This is a genomic window from Crenobacter oryzisoli, from assembly GCF_030385785.1.
GTDB classification, from domain to species: Bacteria; Pseudomonadota; Gammaproteobacteria; order Burkholderiales; family Chromobacteriaceae; genus Crenobacter_A; species Crenobacter_A oryzisoli.
On sequence record NZ_JAUEDK010000010.1, the window covers coordinates 1 to 23,460 of the forward strand.

Annotated in this window: 22 protein-coding genes and 1 pseudogene; 9 read left to right on the forward strand and 14 right to left on the reverse strand. The window is 65.3% G+C overall.

All coding sequences use genetic code 11. The features are described 5' to 3' along the window. The 3 genes and pseudogenes from QU481_RS07570 to QU481_RS07580 form a co-directional block, all read right to left on the reverse strand. Positions 1-379 (reverse strand): annotated as a pseudogene (locus QU481_RS07570) (IS110 family transposase); the annotation flags it as partial. A 161-nt stretch (positions 380-540) separates the two neighbouring features. After that, positions 541-1,317: a ferredoxin--NADP reductase gene (locus QU481_RS07575; RefSeq protein WP_289829330.1), complete on the reverse strand. Its 777-nt coding sequence runs from the start codon at positions 1,315-1,317 to the stop codon at positions 541-543. A gap of 169 nt (positions 1,318-1,486) precedes the next feature. Continuing rightward, positions 1,487-2,443 (reverse strand): LysR substrate-binding domain-containing protein, encoded by a 957-nt coding sequence (locus QU481_RS07580; protein WP_289829331.1) that lies wholly within the window; start codon positions 2,441-2,443, stop codon positions 1,487-1,489. Positions 2,444-2,562: 119 nt separating this feature from the next. Here QU481_RS07580 and QU481_RS07585 point away from each other — a divergent pair, with 119 nt between their 5' ends. Both QU481_RS07585 and QU481_RS07590 read left to right on the forward strand, forming a co-directional pair. Beyond that, positions 2,563-3,171 (forward strand): FMN-dependent NADH-azoreductase, encoded by a 609-nt coding sequence (locus QU481_RS07585; RefSeq protein WP_289829332.1) that lies wholly within the window; start codon positions 2,563-2,565, stop codon positions 3,169-3,171. A gap of 84 nt (positions 3,172-3,255) precedes the next feature. Further along, positions 3,256-3,567: a DUF3861 domain-containing protein gene (locus QU481_RS07590; RefSeq protein WP_289829333.1), complete on the forward strand. Its 312-nt coding sequence runs from the start codon at positions 3,256-3,258 to the stop codon at positions 3,565-3,567. A gap of 140 nt (positions 3,568-3,707) precedes the next feature. Here QU481_RS07590 and QU481_RS07595 read toward each other — a convergent pair whose 3' ends face one another. Further along, positions 3,708-4,322, reverse strand: coding sequence for a hypothetical protein (locus tag QU481_RS07595; protein WP_289829334.1), 615 nt, complete (start codon positions 4,320-4,322; stop codon positions 3,708-3,710). A 148-nt stretch (positions 4,323-4,470) separates the two neighbouring features. Here QU481_RS07595 and QU481_RS07600 point away from each other — a divergent pair, with 148 nt between their 5' ends. Beyond that, entirely contained in the window at positions 4,471-4,848 is a 378-nt protein-coding gene (locus tag QU481_RS07600) for a DnaJ family domain-containing protein (RefSeq protein ID WP_289829335.1), read from the forward strand. 105 nt (positions 4,849-4,953) lie between these two features. Here the strand turns inward: QU481_RS07600 and hemF are convergent, their stop codons facing one another. Beyond that, positions 4,954-5,865, reverse strand: a complete 912-nt coding sequence (hemF, locus tag QU481_RS07605; protein WP_289829336.1) for an oxygen-dependent coproporphyrinogen oxidase — start codon at positions 5,863-5,865, stop codon at positions 4,954-4,956. A 178-nt stretch (positions 5,866-6,043) separates the two neighbouring features. Here hemF and QU481_RS07610 point away from each other — a divergent pair, with 178 nt between their 5' ends. Next, positions 6,044-6,667, forward strand: coding sequence for a glutathione S-transferase N-terminal domain-containing protein (locus QU481_RS07610; protein ID WP_289829337.1), 624 nt, complete (start codon positions 6,044-6,046; stop codon positions 6,665-6,667). 89 nt (positions 6,668-6,756) lie between these two features. On the opposite strand, the gene QU481_RS07615 is transcribed toward QU481_RS07610, so the two are convergent. The 4 genes from QU481_RS07615 to QU481_RS07630 all read right to left on the reverse strand — a co-directional run bounded on the left by QU481_RS07615 (position 6,757) and on the right by QU481_RS07630 (position 11,646). Then, the gene (locus QU481_RS07615) at positions 6,757-8,217 is read right to left on the reverse strand and encodes an MFS transporter (protein ID WP_289829338.1); all 1,461 of its coding nucleotides are present in this window, start codon (positions 8,215-8,217) and stop codon (positions 6,757-6,759) included. Between the two features lie 265 nt (positions 8,218-8,482). Continuing rightward, positions 8,483-9,265, reverse strand: coding sequence for an alpha/beta hydrolase (locus tag QU481_RS07620; RefSeq protein WP_289829339.1), 783 nt, complete (start codon positions 9,263-9,265; stop codon positions 8,483-8,485). 162 nt (positions 9,266-9,427) lie between these two features. Then, complete coding sequence (locus QU481_RS07625; protein ID WP_289829340.1) at positions 9,428-10,798, reverse strand: ATP-binding protein; 1,371 nt, start codon at positions 10,796-10,798, stop codon at positions 9,428-9,430. 146 nt (positions 10,799-10,944) lie between these two features. Then, entirely contained in the window at positions 10,945-11,646 is a 702-nt protein-coding gene (locus QU481_RS07630; RefSeq protein WP_289829341.1) for a response regulator, read from the reverse strand. A 200-nt stretch (positions 11,647-11,846) separates the two neighbouring features. Here QU481_RS07630 and QU481_RS07635 point away from each other — a divergent pair, with 200 nt between their 5' ends. The 3 genes from QU481_RS07635 to cls all read left to right on the forward strand — a co-directional run bounded on the left by QU481_RS07635 (position 11,847) and on the right by cls (position 15,643). Beyond that, entirely contained in the window at positions 11,847-13,913 is a 2,067-nt protein-coding gene (locus QU481_RS07635) for a carbon starvation CstA family protein (protein ID WP_289829342.1), read from the forward strand. Further along, positions 13,906-14,091 carry a YbdD/YjiX family protein gene (locus tag QU481_RS07640; RefSeq protein WP_289829343.1) on the forward strand — a complete coding sequence of 62 codons (186 nt, stop codon included), beginning with the start codon at positions 13,906-13,908 and terminating at the stop codon, positions 14,089-14,091. The genes QU481_RS07635 and QU481_RS07640 overlap by 8 nt, the downstream gene beginning before the upstream one ends. Before the next feature lie 112 nt (positions 14,092-14,203). Next, positions 14,204-15,643, forward strand: a complete 1,440-nt coding sequence (cls, locus tag QU481_RS07645) for a cardiolipin synthase (protein ID WP_289829344.1) — start codon at positions 14,204-14,206, stop codon at positions 15,641-15,643. 120 nt (positions 15,644-15,763) lie between these two features. On the opposite strand, the gene QU481_RS07650 is transcribed toward cls, so the two are convergent. Continuing rightward, the gene (locus QU481_RS07650) at positions 15,764-16,078 is read right to left on the reverse strand and encodes a hypothetical protein (protein WP_289829345.1); all 315 of its coding nucleotides are present in this window, start codon (positions 16,076-16,078) and stop codon (positions 15,764-15,766) included. 253 nt (positions 16,079-16,331) lie between these two features. Beyond that, entirely contained in the window at positions 16,332-17,366 is a 1,035-nt protein-coding gene (locus QU481_RS07655) for a YeiH family protein (protein WP_289829346.1), read from the reverse strand. A 137-nt stretch (positions 17,367-17,503) separates the two neighbouring features. Between QU481_RS07655 and QU481_RS07660 the strand changes: the two genes are divergently transcribed. Beyond that, positions 17,504-18,373, forward strand: a complete 870-nt coding sequence (locus QU481_RS07660) for a LysR family transcriptional regulator (protein ID WP_289829347.1) — start codon at positions 17,504-17,506, stop codon at positions 18,371-18,373. Positions 18,374-18,526: 153 nt separating this feature from the next. Here QU481_RS07660 and QU481_RS07665 read toward each other — a convergent pair whose 3' ends face one another. From QU481_RS07665 to QU481_RS07675, 3 genes are read right to left on the reverse strand one after another with little or no spacing between them, the layout of a single operon-like run. Beyond that, on the reverse strand, positions 18,527-19,465 hold the full coding sequence (locus QU481_RS07665; RefSeq protein ID WP_289829348.1) for a homoserine kinase: 939 nt from the start codon (positions 19,463-19,465) through the stop codon (positions 18,527-18,529). An 11-nt stretch (positions 19,466-19,476) separates the two neighbouring features. Then, the gene (locus QU481_RS07670; protein ID WP_289829349.1) at positions 19,477-19,818 is read right to left on the reverse strand and encodes a DUF2782 domain-containing protein; all 342 of its coding nucleotides are present in this window, start codon (positions 19,816-19,818) and stop codon (positions 19,477-19,479) included. Positions 19,819-19,836: 18 nt separating this feature from the next. Then, positions 19,837-20,565: an LOG family protein gene (locus QU481_RS07675; RefSeq protein WP_289829350.1), complete on the reverse strand. Its 729-nt coding sequence runs from the start codon at positions 20,563-20,565 to the stop codon at positions 19,837-19,839. A 17-nt stretch (positions 20,566-20,582) separates the two neighbouring features. Here QU481_RS07675 and polA point away from each other — a divergent pair, with 17 nt between their 5' ends. Then, a complete protein-coding gene (gene polA / locus QU481_RS07680; protein WP_289829351.1) occupies positions 20,583-23,360 on the forward strand; it encodes a DNA polymerase I in 2,778 nt (925 codons plus the stop codon). Positions 23,361-23,460 lie beyond the last annotated feature (100 nt).

The window sequence follows — 23,460 nt, forward strand, 5'->3', positions numbered from 1 at the left end:
AACTCGATGTAATGCCAACACCGCTTGCTGCTCCATGCTTTTGACCGGAACGTAGCGCATATTTGGTCGAGCCACGGCTTCACAGATGGCCTCGGCATCGGCCATATCGTTCTTGTTGGTCTTTACGTAAGGCTTCACGAACTGGGGCGCCATCAAGCGTACCGTGTGGCCCAAGCTCCGCAGCTTCCGTGCCCAGTGATGAGCACTGCCACAAGCTTCCATGCCAATCAGGCAGGGAGGCAGATTCGCAAAGAAGCTTGCCATCTGGTCACGTTTAAGTAGCTTCTTGAGAACAGTCCTGCCTTGTTCATTGACCCCATGAACCTGAAACAGATTCTTCGCCCTTCGCCAGATCGATACCAACTGTCGTAATGTTCATAGTGGACGCCCCTTCCATTCGAGTGGTGGATGACGCTTCCACTCTGGCACACCGATGCCGCTACTGGGTGGGGCGTCCATTTCATTGGACTGAACGGCTTAAGTGAACGGCATTACCCGCATCGCGGGGCTCTTTGCGGGACCAGGGGTGGCCGAACGGGCTTACTTCTCGACGAAGGCGCGCTCGATCACGTAGTCGCCCGGCTCGCCGATGCGCGGCGACACGGTCAGGCCGAAGCTGTCGAGCATCTCGGCGGTGTCCTTCAGCATCGCCGGGCTGCCGCACAGCATCGCGCGGTCGTCCTGCGGGTTGATCGGCGGCAGGCCGATGTCGGCGAACAGCTTGCCGCTCTTCATCAGGTCGGTGAGGCGACCGTTGTTCTTGTACGGCTCGCGGGTCACGGTCGGGTAGTAGATCAGCTTCTCGCGCACCATCTCGCCGAAGAACTCGTTGTTCGGCAGCAGGTTCTCGATCAGGTCCTGGTACGCCAGTTCGTTGACGTTGCGCACGCCGTGCACCAGGATCACCTTGTCGAAGTGCTCGTAGGTTTCCGGGTCCTGGATCACGCTGATGAACGGCGCGAGGCCGGTGCCGGTCGACAGCAGGTAGAGGTGCTTGCCGGGGTTCAGGTCGGATACCACCAGCGTGCCGGTCGGCTTGCGGCTGACCAAAATGTCGTCGCCGACTTTCAGGTGCTGCAGTCGCGAGGTCAGCGGGCCGTCCTGCACCTTGATGCTGAAGAATTCCAGATGTTCTTCGTAGTTCGGGCTGGCGATACTATAGGCACGCATCAGCGGCCGGCCGTTCACTTCCAGGCCGATCATCACGAATTGGCCGTTCTCGAAACGCAGGGACTCGTCTCGGGTGGTCTTGAAACTGAACAGAGTGTCATTCCAGTGGTGGACGCTCAACACGCGCTCGGTCGCCATCGTTGCCATTCGCTAATCGCCTGAATAAAAATCGAAAACCGTATTCTACTGGCCCCGGGCCCCAGCTGTCGCGGGCTTTGATGTGAAAGTTTGTCCCATGTTAATTCCCTCAGGGCATAAGAGCGGCGTGTCTTAGCACTGTTTTCTTGCCCGATAAGAGGCGGCAAACGCTTCCTGGTTATGGTTCTCCGGCCGAGGCGGAGCTTGGTCCGCCGAGCCGCTGGTAGCCCGGATGGTCGGACGGGATCAGCTCGGCGGCCAGGAAGTCGATAAAGCTGCGCACCGCCGGTATCAGGCCGCGCCGGCTCGGAAACGCCGCGTGCAGGATGCCGCCGGGGGCCTCGAACGCTGGCAGCAGCGTCACCAGCCGGCCATCGTTCAGCGCGCCCTCGCAGACCAGCGACGGCAGCATCGCCACGCCGAGGCCACCGATCGCCGCCTCGGCCAGTAGCACCATGTCGTCGCTGATCAGCCGCGGCGCGTCGAACAGCACGGTGTGCTCGTGGCCGCCGGCATCCATCAGGCTCCACTGGCCGCGTCCGTCCGGGCGCTGCATCACCAGCGCCGGAAAGCGCGCCAGCTCGGCCGGGCAGGTCGGCGTGCCGTATTCGGCGAGCAGGGCGGGGCTGGCGATCGTCACCACCCGGCTGATGCCGATGCGCCGCGCCACCAGGCTGGCGCTGTCCTCGATCTGGTTGCGCACCCTCAGCGCCACGTCGATGCCTTCCTCGATCAGGTCGACGCGCCGATTGGTGATCTCCAGCCATACCCGCACCTGCGGGTGGCGCTGCATATAACGGGTCAGCGCCGGGGCTAGCAGCGTCTTGGCCAGCAGCTCCGGGCAGCTGACGCGGATCTGGCCGCGCGGCTCGGCCTGGACCCGAGCGATCGCCTCGTCGGCGGCATCGGCTTCGGCCAACATCGCCTGGCAGTGGGCGAGGTAGCTGGTGCCGACCTCGGTCAGCGCCAGGCGCCGGGTGGTGCGCTGTAGCAGCCGCACGCCGAGCCGCTCTTCCAGGTCGGCGACGCGCCGCGATAGCCGCGACTTAGGGATGCCGAGCGTCCGGCTGGCGGCGTTGAAGCCGCCGTGCTCGATCACCTTGGCGAAGTAATAGAGGTCGTTGAGGTCACGCATCGTTGTTCTACCAGTGGAACAATGTTTCCGATTTTGGCCGTCTAGTGGCGATTGGGGCAATTCCCTACTATGCACTCATCGCTGCAACGCCAGCTCAACGACCAAGAAGGACACACACCATGAAACTGCTGCACATCGACTCCAGCGTACTCGGCGACAACTCGGTCTCGCGTCTTCTGACCGCGGAGCTGGTGAAAGCCGTCAAGGCCAAGCACGCCAATGCGACCGTCAACCACCGCGACGTGGCCGCCAACGAGATTGCCCACCTGTCGGGCGAGATCCTCGGCGCCGGCTTCATGCCGGAATCGGACTGGAACGCCAAGCAACGTGCCGAGCGTGCACTGACCGAAGAGCTGATCAGCGAATTCCTGGCCGCCGACGTGGTGGTGATCGGCGCCCCGATGTACAACTTCTCGATCCCGTCGCAGCTGAAGGCCTGGATTGACCGCGTGGCCGCTGCCGGCCGCACCTTCAAGTACACCGAGACCGGCCCGGAAGGCCTGGCCGGCGGCAAGAAGGTGATCGTCGCCTCCAGCCGCGGCGGTTCGTACAGCAGCGAGCAGGGCCGCCTGATGGACTTCCAGGAAGACTACCTGAAGACCGTGATGGGCTTCTTCGGCATCACCGACGTCGAGTTCGTCCGCGCCGAGACCGTCAACATGGGCGAGGAAAACCGCAAGCGCGCCATCGCCGACGCCAAGGACGCGATTGCCGCACTGGCACTGTAATCAGGCAGTACAGACCAACGGGGGCCGTGAGCCCCCGTTTTTGTTTTTGGCAGCATGGCGTACCGCGATCGGAAAGGAAAACAGATGAAGGGTCACCGTTACCGCATCACCGTCGAGCCGCTCGACGCTGGAGCGCATTCCGACACGCCGTTCAGTTTCGAGGCGGTCAGCCACGACGAGCTGTTCGGCATCGTCGAGCGGGTGCGCGCCAGCGGTCGCTGGGACGCCGACACCGCCGCCCAGCTGGCGGTGGGGCTGAAGCTGTTCGGCGAGGTGCTGCTTCAGGAGCGCAAGAGCGAGCTGTTCACGCCGCTGTCCGACGGCCCGTTCAAGGATTTCATGCAGGGTTTCAAGGCCGCGATGAAGGCGGGCCCGGACGGCTCGGCGGCGTCTTAGAGCCTGTTCACGATCAGCTGCACTCGGGTGATCCTGCGTTGAAATGACGCTCAACGTGCTCATGTACTCCATGTACATTCCGCTTTTTCACGTCATTTCGCCTTGGCTGACCCTTCGTTCGCGAGATCGTGAACAGGCTCTTAACGCGGACCGCGGCCGCGCCAGGTTTCCGGGTTGAAGGTGGACAGTTCGAGGCGGCCGATGTCGCGTGGCCACTCGTAGTGGTGGCTGGTGGCCTGCTCCGGTTCGCCGGAGAGAAAGCTGGTTTCGTCCACCGAGGCGAGCAGCCAGCTGCCAGCCGACCAGACAAAGCTGTAGTCGGTGCTCCAGCGCCAGGCGCTGCCACCGTACTGGTGAATGCTGAAGCGGCCGCGGCCGAGCGCAATGCTGACGAAGGGGTCGCCGATCATGCCGCCGCAGCTTGAGCAATACACCACATGGTCGTTGCGGGCGACGAGTTTCAGCGAACCGTTCTTCTGCCGCTCGACGATCAACAGCGGCCGCTGGCCGGAACGGAAGTCGCCGGGGGCGACATCCTCTGCGCGTTCCAGCACCAACAGGTAATCGGGCCGGCCATCGCCGTCCAGGTCACTGTGAAGCAGCTCGATCACCCCGTAACCGTCCGGGATGAACGGCCGGAGCTCCGTTGGGATGCGGTTTTCCGGCAGGGGCCGATGGAGTTGGCTGACGGCGTGCGCCAGTGGCGCTATCGGCAGGCACAGGATCAGGGCAAGGCAGCGGCGCAGCAGAGACATGGCTCGGGACGAGGGGGCAATGGCCGCCAGTATAAGCCGCCGTATCGACGAGTGCAGCTGCGCGTTACACTTTAAGTGTCGCTGACAGAGCCCCGCATCGCGATCCGGCAGGGTTCGGTTCACGGCGTTACATCACGGGAGCCCGATCATGGATCTGTTCGACCGCTTGGCCGAGGAGCGCATCCGCGAGGCACAGGCGCGCGGCGAATTCGATCATCTGCCCGGTGCCGGCGCACCGCTGGACTGGGAGGATTGGTCGCGCGTACCGGCAGAATCGAGGATGGCGTACCAGGTGCTCAAGCGAGCCGGCTATCTGCCGCCGGAACTGGAAGCGCGCCGCGAGGCGCTGGCGCTGGTGGGCCAGCTCGAAGGCCTCGACACACAGAAGCGTGAGCGCGGCCTGAAACGGTTGGCGTTGCTCAATATCCAGCAGACCGACGCCGGCCTGCCGCCGGTGACGATCGCCGATGCCGCCGGCTATGGCGAGCGCGTGCTTGCCAAGCTCGGCCGCGAGCCGCATCGCTGATCCCCTTTCAGACTGCTGCCGCCACGGCCGGTGCCGGCCTGGCGCTCCTCGATGCAAAAGGCGCTGCCCGCGGGCAGCGCCTGATCTTGCCGGCCTAGTGCTGGGTCAAATCCAGTCGCGCACCGGCAGGAAGCGCTCGGTCAGCGCCGCCTCGGGGCTGCCCGGCTCCGGCTGGTAGCCGTATTCCCAGCGGACCAACGGCGGCATCGACATCAGGATCGACTCGGTGCGCCCGCCGGTCTGCAGGCCGAACAGCGTGCCGCGGTCCCAGACCAAATTGAATTCGACGTAGCGGCCGCGCCGGTACAGCTGGAACTGCCGCTCGCGCTCGCCCCACGCGGTGTCCTTGCGCTTCTCGACGATAGGCAGGTAGGCGTCGAGGTAGCCGTTGCCGACCGCCTGCATGAACGAGAAACTCTGGTCGAAGTCGGGCTGGTTCAGGTCGTCGAAGAACAGCCCACCGACCCCGCGCGCCTCGCCGCGATGCTTCAGGAAGAAGTACTCGTCGCACCACTTCTTGTACTTCGGGTAGACGTCGGCACCGAACGGCGCGCACAGATCGTGCGCAGTGCGGTGCCAGTGCACCACGTCTTCCTCGAAGCCGTAGTACGGGGTCAGGTCGAAGCCGCCGCCGAACCACCAAACCGGTGCTTCACCGTCCTTCTCGGCGATGAAGAAGCGCACGTTGGCATGGCTGGTCGGGACAAAGGGGTTTTCCGGGTGCATCACCAGCGACACACCCATCGCCTCGAAGCGGCGGCCGGCCAGTTCCGGACGGTGCGCGGTGGCCGACGCCGGCAGCGCATCGCCGCTCACGTGCGAGAAATTGACGCCGGCCTGCTCGAACACCTGGCCGGCGGTCAGCACCCGGGTCAGCCCGCCGCCGGTGTCGTTGCCGCGGCTCCACGCGTCCTCGACAAAGCGGGCGCGGCCGTCGGCGCCTTCCAGTGCGGAACAGATGCGGTTTTGCAGATCGAGCAGGAAGGCTTTGACGAGGGTGGAATCGGGCTGGCTCATGGCGGGATATCGGCAATCGGTAAAGTTCGGACGATACGGCATTCTACCGCGTTGGCGCCGCGCAGCCAGTTCCGGCCCGACTGCGCTAGCATTGAAGTACAAGGATAATCGTTGACGCCGTCGACATGCCCACGCCGAGTGGTTCGGTCGCCGGCTTTGTTTATTGAGTGGAGCAAGCATGATTACGCTGTATACATGGGGCACCCCGAACGGGCGCAAGATCTCGATCATGTTGGAGGAGCTGGATCTGCCCTACCAGGTGCATACCGTCAATATCGGTCAGCACGAGCAGTTTTCGCCGGAGTTTCTGGCGATCAGCCCGAACAACAAGATTCCGGCTCTGGTCGACAGCGACGGTCCGGACGGCAAGCCGATCAGCGTGTTCGAGTCGGGCGCGATCCTGATCTACCTGGCCGAGAAAACCGGCAAGCTGCTGCCCAAGGACGGCGCCGCGCGTTACGAGGTACTGCAGTGGCTGATGTTCCAGATGGGCGGTTTCGGCCCCTTCCTCGGTCAGGCCCATCACTTCAACCGTTTCGCGCCCGAGCCGGTGCCGTACGCGCAGCAGCGCTACAACGACGAGGCCAAGCGCCTGTACCGCGTGCTCGACCGCGCGCTGTCACAGCGCACCTTCGTCGCGGGCGAGGAGTTGTCGATTGCGGACATCGCGCTCTACCCATGGGCAGCGCGCCACGAGTGGCAGAACATCTGCCTCGCCGAGTACCCGCACGTGCAGCGCTGGTTCGACACGCTGTCACTGCGTACCGCCTTCCAGCGCGGTATGGCGGTGCCGACGCCGTAAGCCGTTCGGCCCTAAGTCTGGTCTGACATGGCAACAGCCCCGCGGGGTGACGGTCGCGGGGCTGTTGCGTTAATGGGGAGCCGAGCGGGTCAGCCGTGCTGTTCCTGCAGTTCCACCGGCCGTTGCGGCTGGGCGGCCTTGCTGGTCAGCGTGTTGCCGTCGCCCTGCTTCAGGCGCAGGAACAACAGCGTCGACGCCGAGGTGATCAGGCCAAGGGTGACAAAGGTGGCCTGGAACGCGCGTGACAAGTCGGCGCCGGCCAGCCAGTCGCTGCCCTTGTAGCCGTTGAGTAGCGCGGCGCTGACCGCGATGCCGAAGCTGATTGCCAGTTGTTGCGCCACCGCCAGCATGCCGTTGCCGGAGCTGACCTCGCTCGGCTTCAGGTCGGCGAGCACCAGCGTGTTCATGCTGGTCAGCTGCACCGAGTTGATCGCGCCGTACAGCGCCAGCAGCGGAATCAACAGCAAGAGCGGCGTGTCCGGGCCGGCCAGTGCGAACAGCGCGGTGGCGACTGCCAGCGCCAAGGTGTTTCCGATCAGAATGCGGCGGTAGCCGAGCCGCTCGATCAGCGGCGTCACCCGCGACTTGGCGGCGATTGCCGCCAGCGCTACCGGCGCCAGCATCCAGCCGGCCGCCGCGGCCGAGTGGTGGAACGCCACCTGCAACATCAACGGCAGCAAGAGCGGGATGCCGCCGGTGCCGAGCCGGCTCGCCAGGTTGCCGGCGATGCCGATCCAGAAGGTGCGCCGCTTGAACAGCCCCAGCCCGACTAACGGGCTGGTGGTGAGGCGGGCATGGCGGACGTAGCCGCCGAGCATCGCCAGGCCCAGTGCGGCCAGCCCCAGCGCCAGCGGGCGCGATCCGGCCGCCTCGCCGAGCAGCTCCAGCCCCAGCGACACCATCACCAGACCGCCGCCGAACAGCGCGAAGCCGGTGACGTCGAGCCGACCGACCGGGGAGGTAAAGTCGGGCATGATGCGCCGGGCGTACCAGATGCCGGCCACGCCGATCGGCAGGTTGATCAGGAACACCCAGTGCCAGCTCGCTGCCTCGACCAGCCAACCGCCCAAGAGCGGGCCGACCACCGGGCCGACCAGCCCCGGCATGGTGACGAAGTTCATCACGCCGAGCAGCTGGGAGCGCGGGAAGGCGCGGATCAGCGCGAGGCGCGCCACCGGCATCATCATCGCGCCGCCGATGCCCTGCAGTACCCGTGCGGCGACCAGCAGGCCGAGCGTCGGCGACAGCGCACAGGCGAGCGAGCCGACGGTGAACAGGGCGACGGCGATCATGAACACGCGGCGGGTGCCGTAGCGGTCGGCCAGCCAGCCGCTGACCGGGATCAGCAGTGCGACGGTCAGCGCGTAGCTGATCACCGCCGACTGCATTTCCAAAGGCGAGCGCGCGAGGCTCGCGGCCATCGAGGGAAGGGCAGTATTCAGAATGGTCGCGTCGAGCGTCTGCATGAACAGCGCCATCGCGGCGATCCACGGCAATCCCTTGAGTGAGGCGGCGGAGGGTGCCTGGATACGGGAATTATCGTTTTTCACGGTATTGTTAGTGTGGCTAACATATTCGCCATTGTAAGCCTGGTGCGGCACAAACGCGAGCCGGCCGTGGCGCTTTCCGGAAAAAAACAACGAATTCAGTGGGTTTCGGCCAATGGTGGCCGAATGTGGCAGGAAGCGGGATGCGGTCCACCGAGGGGGAAATCAATCCTTCCGGGCGGGGCAAAGGGCGGAAAGCGGCATGCAGGATGCCTCCGTGTCGGAGGCAGAGCTTGCCGGTGGATGTCGTGGCGCGGAACGGCCGGGGTCAGCGGTGCGCTGTCTCGGTCGCCATGAACGCGTGCACGCGCTGGTTGAGCAGCGCACGCTCGTTGTCGACAGTGAGCATGTGGTAGCTGTCGGCCAGTGCCAGCGTCTCCAGGGCGCCGCCGAGCCGGTGGCTCAGGTAGTGCGCCGAGCGTGGGCTGGTGATCTCGTCCTCGCGGGCGTAGACCAGCAGGGTCGGGCAGGCGAGCTTGCCGAGGCCGCGACGCACCCAGCTGCGCAGCCGGTCGACCTCGCGGATCGTCGCCAGCGGCACGTAAGGGTAGTGGAAGCGGTCGCCACGGCTGAAGCGCGAGCGCACGATCCTGCGCAACCGGTCGTTCTTGATGCCGTAGGGTTCGCTCTCGTCGATACGCATCCGTTCGGCCAGGGAGCCGAGCCGGTACACCAGGTGGCGCATCCAGGTGATCTTCGGCAGGGCCCAGCCGTCGAGGAACACCGTCGGCGCCATCAGGAGCAGCCGGTCGCGGTGCTGCTCGCGCTTAGCTACCTCGAGCGCCAAGAGCGCGCCCAGGCACAGGCCGCCCAGGTGCACCACGCTGTGCTGCTTGCGCAGTTCCCGGTACTGATCGGTGATGCAGGTGAGCCAGTCGCGTGCGCCGACCTTCAACAGGTCGCGCGGTTCGCCGGCGTGGCCGGGCAGGGTCGGCAGGTAAACGGTATGGCCGAGCGACTCGAGCGTGCGCGGCACCTCGCCCAGATCATAGGCGGTGCCGCCTAGACCGTGGATCAGCAAGGTGGCTGGTGTATCGCGCAGGACGGACATCGGGTGCTCAGTACAAAGGTGACGGTGCCAGTATATAGGGGGTACTTATACCCGATTGCGAAGAATTTTGTTACGCCATGTAACCGGCCGTTATTTATTAACGCGATGAATAATCACGACTAATGACGACGGTATCGCTTGTTGAAAGTACCGCCTCTGCTATTAAGCGCGATCGCTCAAGTGACGTGGCAGTAGCAGCACGAAGCGGGCGCCGCCGAGCGGCGAGTTTTCGGCGAACACCCTGCCGCCGTGGTGCACCGCGATCAATCGCACGAACGACAGTCCCAGGCCGTAGCCGCCGGTGGTGCGGTCACGGCTGCGGTCGAGCCGTGCGAATGGCTCGAAGATGCGCTCGCGCTCTTCGGGCGGGATGCCCGGGCCATCGTCGTCGACCACGATGCGATAGTCGAGCCCGACCGGCTCCAGCGTCAGTTTCACCTGCTCGCGGGCGTATTTGCCCGCGTTGATTAGCAGGTTGCGGGTGGCGATGTACATCAGCTTGCGGTCGAACTCGACCTGGTACGGCGCGGCGTCGAGGCTGATGTGCACGCCCGGCGGCACGATGGGTTCGACCAGCTGCACCAGGTCGATCAGCCATTCGGCCAGCTCGACCGGCTCTTTCTCCAGCTTCACCTCGCCGCGGTCCAGCCGCGCGTAGGCGAGGCTGGCGTTGACCAGCTCTTCGAGTTCGTCGATGTCGCGGTTGAGGCCCTGACGGTAGCTGGCGTGCTCGGCCGGCGTTTCGGCCTCGTCGAGCATGGTCAGGCCGAAGCGCAGCCGCGCGATCGGGGTGCGAATCTCGTGCGCGACCGCGTGCGACAGCGCCTGGCGTGTCTCGACCTGCACCTCGATGCGCTCGGCCATGCCGTTGAGCGCGCGCTCCAGCGGCGCGAACAGCAGGCTGTGAGCGGCCGGCGCGCGTGCCGCGAGGTTGCCGTCGGCCAGGCGCTTGGCGGTGTCGCGCACGGCGACCAGGTCGCGCCACAGGGGCAGCAGCCACAGGAACAGCAACAGCCCGAAGCCGAGGCCGGTCAGCAACCAGCTGATCATCTGCGCCTGCAACTCGGCCGGGATCAGCTCGGTGCGCTTGTTGCCGAACGCTTCGGTCAGCGGGCCGAGCTTCAACACCTGATCGCTCATGCCGATGCGGTAGTAGAGCACCAGCTCGTTCAGGTCGATCACCGTGGTGTGCTCGCGCAGGTCCCGGTATACCGACTTCTGGCCGGCGAAGCGATCGAGCGGCTCCAGGCTGATCGGGTAGACGAAGCTGCGGCGCAGCCGGTGCGTCACCTGCGGCCATTCACTCTCCGGCGCCTGCAGGTACTCCTTCTCGATCAGCCGCACCGTGCCGGCCATGAAGCTCTTGGCGTTGTCCTCCTCCATATGGCTGTACAGCCGGTCGACCACGATGCCGACCCCGGAGATCATGATCACCAGCGCCGCCACCGCCAGCACGTAGTAGCGGATGAACACCCAGGTCAGCGAGGGCAGCTGCGGCAGGCTGGTCTTCAGCGGATTCTTCTTCAGCGGCATGGGGGGAGACGATCAAGAAATAGTTGGCATTAAAGGCGGAGAGCGGCTAGCGAAACCCCGCGTCGCGGTCCTGGCCAGGCGCGCAGCCGAAGACAGAACGAAGGAGGACGGCAAGGCAGCGCAACAACGCCAGCAGGGGAGTCGATCTATTCCCAGTCGCTCTTGCTGAACAGGTAGCCCTTGCCGCGCACCGTCTTGATGCGGGTCGGGCTGTCCGGGTTGTCGTCGAGCTTCTTGCGCAGCCGCGAGATGCGCGCGTCGATCGAGCGGTCCAGTCCGTCGAAGCCGATACCGCGCAGCGCGTTCATGATGTCGTCGCGCGACAGTACCAGGCCCGCCTGGCTCGCCAGCAGCCACAACAGGTCGAACTCGGCGGTGGTCAGCTCGATCGGCGCGTGGTCAAGCGTCGCTTCGCGGGTGGCCTGGCTGATGCTGAAGCGACCGAAACTCAGCGCGCGGTCGTCGCTGCTCCCTCCCTCGTGCTCGCCGGCGCGGCGCAGCAGCGCGCGCACCCGCGCCAGCAGCCGGCGCGGCTCGACCGGCTTGGCCAGGTAGTCGTCGGCGCCGAGCTCCAGGCCGAGGATCTCGTCGATCTCGTCGTCGCGTGCGGTCATCATCAGGATCAGCCCGGCATAGTGCGGGCGCAGCCCCTTGCACACCTCGAAGCCATCCTTGCCTGGCAGCATCACGTCCAGGATCACCAGGTCGGGCTTGGTCTCGAGGATCGCCGCTTCGGCGGTGTCGCCGCGCGGATGGACAGTGACGCCGTAGCCGTGCTTGGTGAGGTAGGCCGACACCAGTTCGGCGAGGCGCTCGTCGTCCTCGACCAGAAAAATCTGTTGGTTCATGGTGAATTTCCCTGCTGGCAACCCCGCAATGGTAACGCGAGCCCGGTAAACCGTCGCTTGGGACTATAAATAGGGCGCAGGATCTCTTGTTTCTGTCACCTTCCCGTAGTAACAATTTGTTACAAGATTCCATTGGCTTAAAGCCTTGCCCGAGGCCGTTCGAATCCTTGTCCTGCAAAGAAGACCTTAAGGGGAAATTCATGAACCAAACGAAGAACTGGCTGATCTGGCTGGTGGTCGCCCTGGCCGGCGCCGCCGCCTTCGCCGTGCTTGCGCTCGAACGGGGCGAGACGGTCAACGCGGTGTGGGTGGTGGTGGCTGCGGTGTCGGTGTACCTGATCGCCTACCGTTTCTACAGCCGCTTCATCGCTGAGTCGGTGATGGAGCTCAACGGCAAGCGGCTGACCCCGGCCGAGCGCCATAACGACGGCCTCGACTACGTGCCGACCAACAAGAGCGTGCTGTTCGGCCATCACTTCGCCGCGATCGCCGGGGCGGGCCCGCTGGTCGGCCCGGTGCTCGCCGCGCAGATGGGCTACCTGCCGGGCACCTTGTGGATCCTCGCCGGCGTGGTATTCGCCGGCGCGGTGCAGGACATGATGGTGCTGTTCATGTCGACCCGGCGCGACGGCAAGTCGCTGGGCGACATGGTACGCGCCGAACTCGGCCCTATCGCCGGTCTCGTCACTTCGATCGGCGTACTGATGATCATGGTGATCATCCTGGCGGTGCTGGCGCTGGTCGTCGTGAAGGCGCTGATGGGCAGCCCGTGGGGCACGTTCACCATCGCGATGACGATCCCGATCGCGCTGCTGATGGGCGTGTATACCCGCTTCATCCGACCAGGCAAGATTGGCGAGGTGTCGGTGTTCGGTTTCGTGCTGCTGATGCTGGCTATCGTCTATGGCGGCAAGGTGGCGGCCAACCCGGACATCGCGCCGCTGTTTACCTATAGCGGCACCGCGCTCGCCTGGGCGCTGATCGGCTACGGCTTCGTTGCTTCGGTGCTGCCGGTGTGGCTGCTCTTGGCGCCGCGCGACTACCTGTCGACCTTCCTGAAGATCGGCACCATCGTCGGCCTGGCGGTCGGCATCGTGGTGGTGCTGCCGAACCTGCAAATGCCGTCGGTGACCCGCTTTATCGACGGCACCGGCCCGGTATTCGCAGGCTCCCTGTTCCCGTTCCTGTTCATCACCATCGCCTGCGGCGCGGTATCGGGCTTCCACGCGCTGGTGTCGTCGGGCACTACGCCGAAGATGGTCGAGAACGAGGTGCATATCCGCCCGATCGGCTACGGCGCGATGCTGATGGAGTCTTTCGTCGCGATCATGGCGCTGATCGCTGCCAGCGTGATCGACCCGGGCGTTTACTTCGCGATGAACAGCCCCGCCGCTGTGGTGGGCCACACCGTGCAGGAGGCGAGCCAGGTGATTTCCGGCTGGGGTTTCGTGGTGACGCCGGACATGCTCAACCAGGTGGCGCGTGACGTCGGCGAGACCACCATCCTGTCGCGCGCCGGCGGCGCGCCGACGCTGGCGGTGGGCATGGCGCACATCCTGCATCAGGTCATCGGCGGCAAGGCGATGATGGCGTTCTGGTACCACTTCGCCATCCTGTTCGAGGCGCTGTTCATCCTGACCGCAGTCGATGCAGGCACCCGCGCGCTGCGCTTCATGTTCCAGGATCTGCTCGGCACCTTCGTCAAACCGCTCGCCCACACCGAGTCGCTGATCGCCAACCTGCTGGCGACTGGTCTTGCGGTGGCGAGCTGGGGCTACTTCCTCTACCAGGGCGTGATCGACCCGCTCGGCGGCATCAACACGCTATGGCCGCTGTTCGGCATCGCCAACCAGATGCTGGCCGGCATCGCGCTGATGCTAGCCACCGTGGTGCTGGTGAAGATGCAGAAGGTGCGTCACGTATGGGTGACCCTGGTGCCGGCACTGGGCATTCTGCTGGTGACGCTGACCGCCGGCTGGCAGAAGCTGTTCTCGGCCAGCCCGAAGATCAGCTTCCTAGCGCATGCCGACAAGTTCTCGGCGGCGTATGCCCAGGGCCAGGTGCTGGCCCCGGCCAAGTCGTTGGCCGAGATGCAGCGCATCGTCTTCAACGATTACGTCGATGCGGTACTGATCGCACTCTTTATGGCGGTGGTGATTGCGATGGCGCTGTTCGCGCTGCGCGTTGCGCGGCAGGCGCTGGCGGTGCGCTGGCCGACCGTCAAGGAAGTGCCGGCGGTGTACCGCGAGGAGGGGGGGCATGCTTAAGCTGATGCGCCAAGCGGTCGCGACCGCCCGGTTGATGGTCGGGGTGAAGGACTACGACGCCTACGTGGCGCGGCGCCGCCGCTTCAACCCGGATGCGCCGGTGATGACGCGGGACGAGTTCTTCCGCGCCTGCCAGGAAGCGCGATTCGGCAAGGGCAACGGCCGCTGCCCGTGCTAGGCCGTTCGGCCTGACCCGTTGCAAACCGCCCGGCAAGTCCGGGCGGCTTTGTTTTGCCCGCCCGGCTGTGCGTACAATCGAATTACCCTGTCCTCGATTGCGAACGAATTTTATGCTGCATCTTGGCCTGCTCGATTTCAGCCTGATCCTGTTGGTGGTGCACCTGACCGGCGCAGTGGCGGCGGTGCACGCGGCGCTGACGGTGCGGACCTCGCAAGGGGCGGTCGCCTGGGTGGTCGCGCTGGTGATGATGCCGTATCTGACGTTGCTGCCCTATCTGTTCCTGGGGCGGCGCCGTTTCGCCGACTACGTGACCGCGCGTCGCTATGTGATTGAGCAGATGTACCGACAGGTTGGCCGAAATGACTGGCCGTCGCCGGAGTCGGTGTCCGCCGAGCTGGCGGTGGAGGCGCCGCAGTCGTGCATACGCACGCTGTCGCGGCTGGGCCGCTCGCCGACCACCGGTCACAACCGGGTGCGCTTGCTGATCAACGGCGAGGCCACGTTCACGACGATCCTCGCGGCGATCACCGCCGCGCGGCACAGTGTAATCGTGCAGTTCTTCATCGTGCACGACGACATGCTCGGCCAGGCGCTGCAGCAGGCGCTGCTGGAGCGCGCCGCCGAGGGGTTGCATGTGTACTTCCTCTACGACAGCATCGGCTGCCATGCGCTGCCCAAGTCGTATCTGGAGAGCCTGGAGCAGGGCGGGGTCGACGTGCAGCCGTTCGCGGTGACGCGGCGCTTCGTCAACCGCTTCCAGGTGAATTTCCGCAACCACCGCAAGCTGGTGGTGATCGACGGCAAGACCGCCTATGTCGGCGGCCACAATGTCGGCTGCGAATACCTGGGCCTGAAGCCGCCGCTCGCGCCGTGGCGCGACACGCATATCGAGGTGACCGGCCCGGCCGCGGCGATCCTGCAGCTGAGCTTCGCCGAGGACTGGTACGCCGCCACCGGCAAGCTGCCGCTGTTGCATCAGCCGCGCAAGGCCGACGGGGGCACGATGCTTTGCCAGGTGGTGCCGAGCGGCCCGGCCGACCGGCTGGAAACGGGCTCGCTGCTGTTCGTCGAGGCGATCAATGCGGCGCAGCGCCGCATCTGGCTGACCAGCCCCTACTTCGTGCCGGATGAGGCGGTGTCGGCGGCGCTGCGGCTGGCGCTGTTGCGTGGCGTCGAGGTGAAGATCCTGATCCCGAGCCGCAAGGACCACCGGATGGTGTTCCTCGCATCGCGCCTCTACGCGTACGAGGCGGCGCGCGCCGGCGTGCAGATGTACACCTACCGGCCCGGTTTCCTGCACCAGAAGGTGGTGCTGGTCGACGACGAGATTGCGATCATCGGCAGCGCCAATCTCGACAACCGCTCGTTCCGGCTCAACTTCGAACTGATGGTCGCTACCGTCGACCGCGGCTTTGCCGCCGAGGTCGAGGCGATGCTCGTGACGGACTTCGCGCTGGCCGACCCGGTCGACGCGAGTCGCTACGCGCGGCTAACGTTATGGCGGCGGGTGGCGATGAGTCTGGCGCGACTGTTCGCGCCGATTCTCTGAACCCGCTCTCTTCCCTGCGCTGTCTTGCATCTACCCTGTCGGGGCAAAGCGCCTGGGGCGGGGACCTCGCTGGTGGACTGCTTGGGTTAGTAGATCGCCTCGGGCGATCCAGAGCGAGGCTCAGCTCTCGGCGCCCTCGACATGCCAGTCGGCGCTGCCGGGCAGTTGCGGGTAGCTGAAGCTCGCCTCGCCGTGGTCGCCCTGTTCGACCGCATCGGCGGTCAGGCCCACTAGTTCGCCGATGCGCACGCCGGCGGCGTCGCTGAGTGAGATACCGGCCTCGTCGCCGGTGTAGTCGCCGCTCTGCGGAAAATGTGTGCTGCCGTTTTCCAGCCGGCGCCAGTGGCCGGTCAGGCCGTTACCGGTCAGCTGCAGCAGGGGGCCCAGATGGCTGTCGAGGCCGAGGAAGTTGTCGAAGCGGATGGTCAGTAGCATGGTGGTTCTCCGGACAGCGGTATGACACCGTCTCATGCTCCAGCGTAGAAGCCGCGCGTCGCTTCGGCCAGCCCGACGAGAGCCCATAGGGGGCGCAGAGCCTGTTTACGATCTCGCGAACGAAGGGATCGCCCGGGCGAAATGGCGCGAAACAGCGGAATGTACTTGGAGTACATGAGCATGTTGGGCACCATTCCAACGCAGGATCACCCAAATCCTAGAAGATCAAACGGAGCAGATCGTAAGCAGGCTCTCAGTGCAGCAGTGCAGTCACGCCCACATTGATCGCCGCCCCGCCGACCACCAGATAGGCGAACAGGATCGCCGCCAGTGCCAGCGGCTTGATGCCGGCCTGGCGGATCGCCGATACGTGCGTGGTCAGACCCAGCGCGCCCATCGCCATTGCGAGCAGCAGGTTGTCGGCTTTCACGAGGCCGCCGACCGCCGCCGCCGGCAGCAGGTTGAGCGAATTGAACCCTGCCACGGCCAGGAAGCCCACCGCGAACCACGGGATGGTGATGCGGCTCGCTTCGGCCCGCCCGCCGTCGTGCTTCTTCGCCAGCCACGCCGACAGCATCACCAGGAACGGGGCGAGCATCATCACCCGGATCATCTTGGTGATCACCGCGCTGGTCGCGGCCTCTTCGCTGACCGCGCGACCGGCGGCCACCACCTGTGCCACCTCGTGTACCGTCGAGCCGGTGAAGATGCCGAAGGCGAAGGTACTGTCGCCGAGCAGGCCGAACTGGCGTGCCGCATCGTACAGCAGCGGATAGACGAACATCGCCAGCGTGCCGAACACCACCACGGTGGCGACCGCCACCGCCACCCGCTCGGCCTGGGCCTTCACGACCGGCTCGGTGGCGAGGATCGCCGCCGCGCCGCAGATCGAGCTGCCGGCGCCGATCAGGATCACGCTCTGCTCGTCCAGACCGAACACCTTGCGGCCCAGCCAGTACGCGAGCGTGAAGGTGCTGGTCAGTACCAGTGCGTCGATGACGATGCCGGCGACGCCGACCGCAGCGATATCCTGAAAGGTCAGCTTGAAACCGAACAGGATGATGCCCAGGCGCAGCAGCGTCTGTTTCGAGAACGCCACGCCGTGATGGCTGGCGACGGCGACGCGCGGGTAGACGGTGTTGCCGATCAGCATGCCACCGACGATGGCGAGCGTCAGTGCCGACAAGCCAAGATGCTGGAACAGCGGCAGGTCGGCTGCAAACAGGGCCGCTACGGCCAGCGTCAGCACCAGCGCCAGGCCCGGTAAACGTTCTCGGAATTTGTTCATATGTTTATTTCCAAAAATTCTATCTGGTGATGCCCGAACGATACGCGCACATTGTTAAGTAGAAAAACGGATAAAATTCATAGAAACAATTAGTAAAACTGATATATGAACGCCGGTGGGGCTAGGGAGGGAAGGCGATGACGATGCGACTGACGCTGCGCGAACTGGAAGTGTTCATTGCGGTGGCCGATGCCGGCACGGTGACGCGCGCGGCCGACACGCTGGCGCTGACCCAGTCGGCGGCGAGCCAGGCACTGGCGTCGCTGGAAAACGACCTGGGGGTAACGCTGTTCGATCGGGTGGGGCGTCGGCTGCTATTGAACGAGCATGGCCGTCTGCTGCTGTCACCGGCGCGTGCGCTGCTCGACGGCGCCCGCGGCATCGAGCAGCTGTTCGACGGCGCGGCGGTCGCGTTGCGGCTCGGCGCCAGCACGACCGTCGCCAACTACCTGCTGCCGGCGCAATTGGCGCGATTTCGCGCCGCCCGTCCGGACGCGCGGGTCGAGCTCGAGGTGGCGAACACCCACGACATCGTCGAGGCGGTGGCGGCGTTCGCCGTCGATGTCGGCTTCATCGAAGGGCCGTGCCACCACCCGGACTTGCGGGTGACGCCATGGCGCGACGACGAGCTGGCGGTGTTCGTCGGTGCCGGGCATCCGCTCGCGCACCGGCCGGTGAGCCTGGCCGAACTGGCCGAGGCGCAGTGGATCCTTCGCGAAGCCGGCTCGGGCACCCGCGAGGAGGTCGAACGGCTGTTGCTGCCCGAACTCGGCGCGCTGCCGGTGGCGCTGGAGATCGGCCACTCCGAGGCGATCAAGCACCTGGTCGCGGCCGGCATGGGGGTGAGCTGCCTGTCACGCGTGGTGATCGCCGACCTCTTGGCAGCCGGCACGCTGGTAGAGGTTGACGCGCCGCTGCCGGCGCTGCATCGGCCGCTCTATCGGGTGATGCACCGCGAGAAGGTGGTGACGCGCGGCTTGGCGGCCTTTCTCGACGAGACAGACTGAGGCGCGGCTGCTCTGTGCCGCGAACTCCCTGCTGCGTTTCGCGTTGTGGGGTTCGTGGCGAATGGAACCGGCTGGCGCGGCTTCAAAACGGCTTCGGCCAACCTAGCCGGGTGGGCAGGGTTGGCCGAAGTGCTCGGGCGGGAACCGGGTGGGTTACAGCCAGAAATCGGTGCGGTCGCGGTGGTGGGCGATCAGCCGCTGGAACACGCCGGGGTCCTTGATGAAGGTCAGCTCGCCATCGGCCGGATGGTAGAAGTCCAGCAGGCGCGACACCCAGAAGCGCAGCGCGCCGGCGCGCAGCATCACCGGCCAGGCCTTGACCTCGTCGGCGCTGAAGGGGCGCACGGACTGGTAGCCTTCGATCAGCGCGCGGGCGCGGTCGGAATCGATGTCGTCGTCGTTGCGGCGCGCCCAGTCGTTCAGTGCGATCGCGACGTCGTAGAGCAGGAAGTCGTTGCAGGCGTAGTAGAAGTCGATGAAGCCGGCGATTTTGTCGCCGTCCATCAGCACGTTGTCCTTGAACAGGTCAGCGTGGATCACGCCGCTGGGCAGGTGGGTGAAACGGTGGCTGTCCTGGTAGTGCACTTCCTCGCGCAGCATTGCTGCGTCGACGACCGGCATCTTGTCGTACAGCGCCTCAGCGGTCTTGCTCCACCAGGCCGGGCCGCGCGGGTTGTCCATTTTGCGGCGGTAGGTGGCGCCGGCCAGATGCATCTGCGCCAGCATTTCGCCGACCGCGCGGCATTGTACCGGGCTCGGCGCGGCGACGTCACCGCCCGCCAGGCACGACACCAGGCACGCCGGCTTGCCTTCGAGCAGCGAGGCGAACGCATCGGTATGGTCGGCCACCGGCGCCGGACAGGCGACGCCGTGCCGCGCCAGGTGGCTCATCAGCTCGAGATAGAACGGCAGTTCGTCCAGCTTGAGCACTTCGAACAGCGTCAAGACATAGCGGCCGTGCGTGGTGGTGACAAAGTAGTTGGTGTTGGTGATCCCGGCGGCGATGCCCTTCAGTTCGACCAGTTCGCCCAGCGAATAGCGGCGCAACCAGTCGGCAAGCGCCGACTCGGATACAGAGGTGTAAACCGACATGCCGACTCCGCTCAGAAACGCTTCAGGACCCACTGCGGGGTGATGATGCGTCGGTTCGGATTGACCTGCTTGAGCTGGCCGTTGCCTTCTTCGTCGATCAGGTAGTACGCCGGGCCGACCGCCGGGGTCACCTTGACCATGTAAAGATGGCCGTTCATGCGGTACTCCTCGATCTTCTCCTTGCCTTTCTGAATGATGCGCACTTCAGGCTCGGGGCCCGTGTTGTCGTCGGAGATCGTCGGCGGCGGCGGTACCTCTGCCTTGGTGCTGGGCGTTGGGCTCGGCGCTGGGGTGGCGGCGAGGGCAGGGATTGCCGCCGAGACGAGCAGGGCGGCAAACAGCAGGCGACGCATGGTGAGTCCTTGTCTGTGTTACAGGTTGAGTAGTTGTTCTCGTTCTTCCGGCAGCGCCTCGAAGCCGCGTTTCTCGTAGTGGCGGAATATCGCCTCGACGATTTCGGTCGGGTCGTCGATCAGCAGCAGCAGGTTCAGGTCGTCCGGATTGATCAGCTTCTCGCCGATCAGGCGTTCGCGGAACCAGGTGATCAGGCCTTCCCAGAACGGCTTGTGCACCAGGATGATCGGGATCTTGCGGCTCTTGCCGGTCTGGATCAGCGTCAGCGCCTCGAACATCTCGTCCAGAGTCCCGAACCCGCCGGGCATCACCACGTAGGCGATCGCATGCTTGACGAACATGACCTTGCGCGGGAAAAAGTGGTTGAACTTTACACTCAAGTCCTGATACTCGTTGGGCTTTTGTTCGTGCGGCAGCACGATGTTCAGGCCCACCGACGGGCTGGTACCGTAGAACGCCCCCTTGTTGGCGGCTTCCATCACGCCGGGGCCGCCGCCGGAGATCACCGAGAAGCCAGAGTCGGACAGGCGGCGGGCGATTTCCTCGGTGAGTTTATAATGCGGATGGTCGCGCGGGGTACGGGCGCTGCCGAAGATGCTGACGGCAGGATGGATGCCCTGTAGCTCTTCGCCGGACTCGACCATCTCCGAGACGACCTTCAATACATGCCACGCCTCGCGTGAGCGGAACCGTTGCATGGCGTCGTGGCGGTCGCTTGCTTGCGGCAGTTTTTCGAACAGGCTCATAGCGTTTGCCCTTAATTATGAAAACATTGTTATTGATCGACGGCTCTTCTTATCTGTATCGGGCATTCCATGCAATGCCCGATTTGCGCTCTCCGGAGGGGCTGCCGACCGGGGCGATCTACGGTGTAGTCAACATGCTGCGGCGGCTGGAAAAGGACGTGCAGTTCGATTATAGCGCCTGCATATTCGACGCAAAAGGCAGGACCTTTCGCGACGATTTGTACCCGGAATACAAGGCCAACCGCCCCTCGATGCCCGACGATCTGCGCCTGCAGATCGCCCCGGTGCACCAGCTGGTCGAGGCGCTGGGCTGGCCGCTGTTGGCGGTGGAAGGGGTCGAGGCCGACGACGTGATCGGCACCCTCGCCACGGTGGCCGAACAGCAGGGCTTCCGTGTCATCGTGTCCACCGGCGACAAGGATATCGCGCAGCTGGTCACGCCGAACGTGACGCTGGTCAACACCATGACCAACGAGACGCTCGATGAGGCCGGGGTGGTGGAGAAGTTCGGCGTGCCGCCGACCCAGATCATCGATTACCTGACGCTGATCGGCGACAAGGTCGACAATGTGCCGGGGGTGGAGAAGTGCGGGCCGAAGACCGCGGTGAAGTGGCTGGAGGCCTATGGCTCGCTCGATGGCGTGATCGAACACGCTGCCGAGGTGAAGGGCGTGGTCGGCGACAAGCTGCGCGAGGCGCTGCCGCGGCTGCCGCTGTCGCGCGAGCTGGTGACGATCAAGTGCGACGTCGACCTGAAGAAGGAGCTGCCGCAGGGCCTCGATGACCTGGAGCATCGCGCGCGCGACGCCGCCACGCTGGCCGATGCGTTCCGCACCCATGGTTTCCGCACCTGGCTGAAGGAGGCCGAGCAGTGGCTGGCCGATAGTGGCGTCGCGCCGGCTTCGGCCAACGGCGAGGCCGCGCAGGCCGAGCTGTTCGGCGGCGGCGGGGACGACCCGGTTAGCCCGGTGCCGGTCAAGGCCACCGTCGAGCGCGACTACCGCTGCGTGCTCACCGCCGCTCAGCTCGACGAGCTATTGACCGGTCTGGCCAGCGCGCCAGTCGTCTCGTTTGACACCGAGACCACCAGCCTCGATCCGTTCGCGGCGCGGCTGGTCGGCATGAGCTTCGCCTGGCAGGAAGGCCTGGCCTACTATCTGCCGCTGGCGCACCACTATGCCGGCGTGCCCGAGCAGCTTAACTTCGACGCCACGCTCGCGGTGTTGAAGCCGTGGCTGGAAGACGCCAACCGGCCCAAGCTCGGCCAGAACCTCAAGTACGACCGCCACGTGCTGGCCAACCACGGCATTGAGCTTGCCGGCATCGTCGACGACACGCTGCTGCAGTCCTACGTGATCGAGAGCCATCTCACCCACAATATGGACGACCTGGCCGAACGGCACTTGGGCGAGACGACCATCAGCTACGAAGAGATCTGCGGCAAGGGCGCCAAGCAGATCGGCTTCGCCGAGGTCGATATCGACACCGCCACCCGTTATTCGGCCGAGGATGCCGACATCACGCTGCGTCTTGACCATGCGATGAAGCCGCAGCTGGCTGGCCGGCTGATGGACGTGTACCGCGACATCGAGCTGCCCGCCTCCGTGGTGCTGTACGCGATGGAGCGCACCGGTGTGCTGATCGACCGCCAGCGCCTGGCGGCGCAGAGCCACGAGCTGGGCCTGAAGCTGGTCGAGCTGGAGCAGCAGGCGTACGAGCTGGCCGGCCAACCGTTCAACCTGAATTCGCCCAAGCAGCTACAGGAGATCCTGTTCGGCAAGCTCGGCATCGACACCAAGGGGGTGAAGAAGACCCCGTCCGGCGGCTACTCGACCGACGAAGGCGTGCTGGAAAAGCTGGCGCTCGACCATCCGCTGCCCAAGCTGATCCTGCAGAACCGCAGCCTCGCCAAGCTCAAGTCGACGTACACCGACAAGCTGCCGCTGCAGATCAACCCGGATACCGGCCGGGTGCACACCACCTACTCCCAGGCGGTTGCGGTGACCGGGCGTCTGGCCAGCACCGACCCGAACCTGCAGAACATTCCGGTGCGTACCGCCGAGGGCCGCCGGGTGCGCGAGGCCTTTATTGCGCCGCCGGGGCACCAGATCGTGTCGGCCGACTACTCGCAGATCGAGCTCAGGATCATGGCGCACCTGTCCGGCGACAAGGGCTTGCTCGCGGCGTTCCAGAGCGGTGCGGACATCCACCGTGCCACTGCGGCCGAGGTGTTCGGCGTCGCGCTCGACGCGGTCAGCGCCGACCAGCGCCGCGCCGCCAAGGCGATCAACTTCGGGCTGATCTACGGCATGAGCCAGTATGGCCTCGCCGCCCAGCTGGAGATCGACAACGCCCAGGCCAAGCAATTCATCGACCGCTACTTCATGCGCTATCCGGGCGTGGCCGAGTACATGCAGCGCACCCGCGACGCAGCGCGCGAGCAGGGCTATGTCGAGACGGTGTTCGGCCGCCGCCTGTACCTGCCTGAGATCCGCTCCAGCAACGGCGCGCGTCGCGCCGGCGCCGAGCGTGCCGCGATCAACGCGCCGATGCAGGGCACCGCCGCCGACCTGATCAAGCTGGCGATGATCAAGGTGCACGCCTGGTTGACCGAGCAGGGGCTGAAGTCCAGGCTGATCATGCAGGTGCACGACGAACTGGTGCTCGAGGTGCCGGACGCGGAGCTGGAACTGATCAAGCGGGAGCTGCCGCGTCTGATGGCGGGCGCTGCCACGCTGGCGGTGCCGCTGCTCGCCGAGGTGGGCGCCGGCGATAGCTGGGAGGCCGCGCACTGAGCGGCGCAGCCCGATTCTCCTTGTCATGACGACGCCGGGGCTTGCCCCGGCGTTTTTCGTTTCGGCTGGTAGTTTCACGTATTCCCAGATCGGTCGGTGG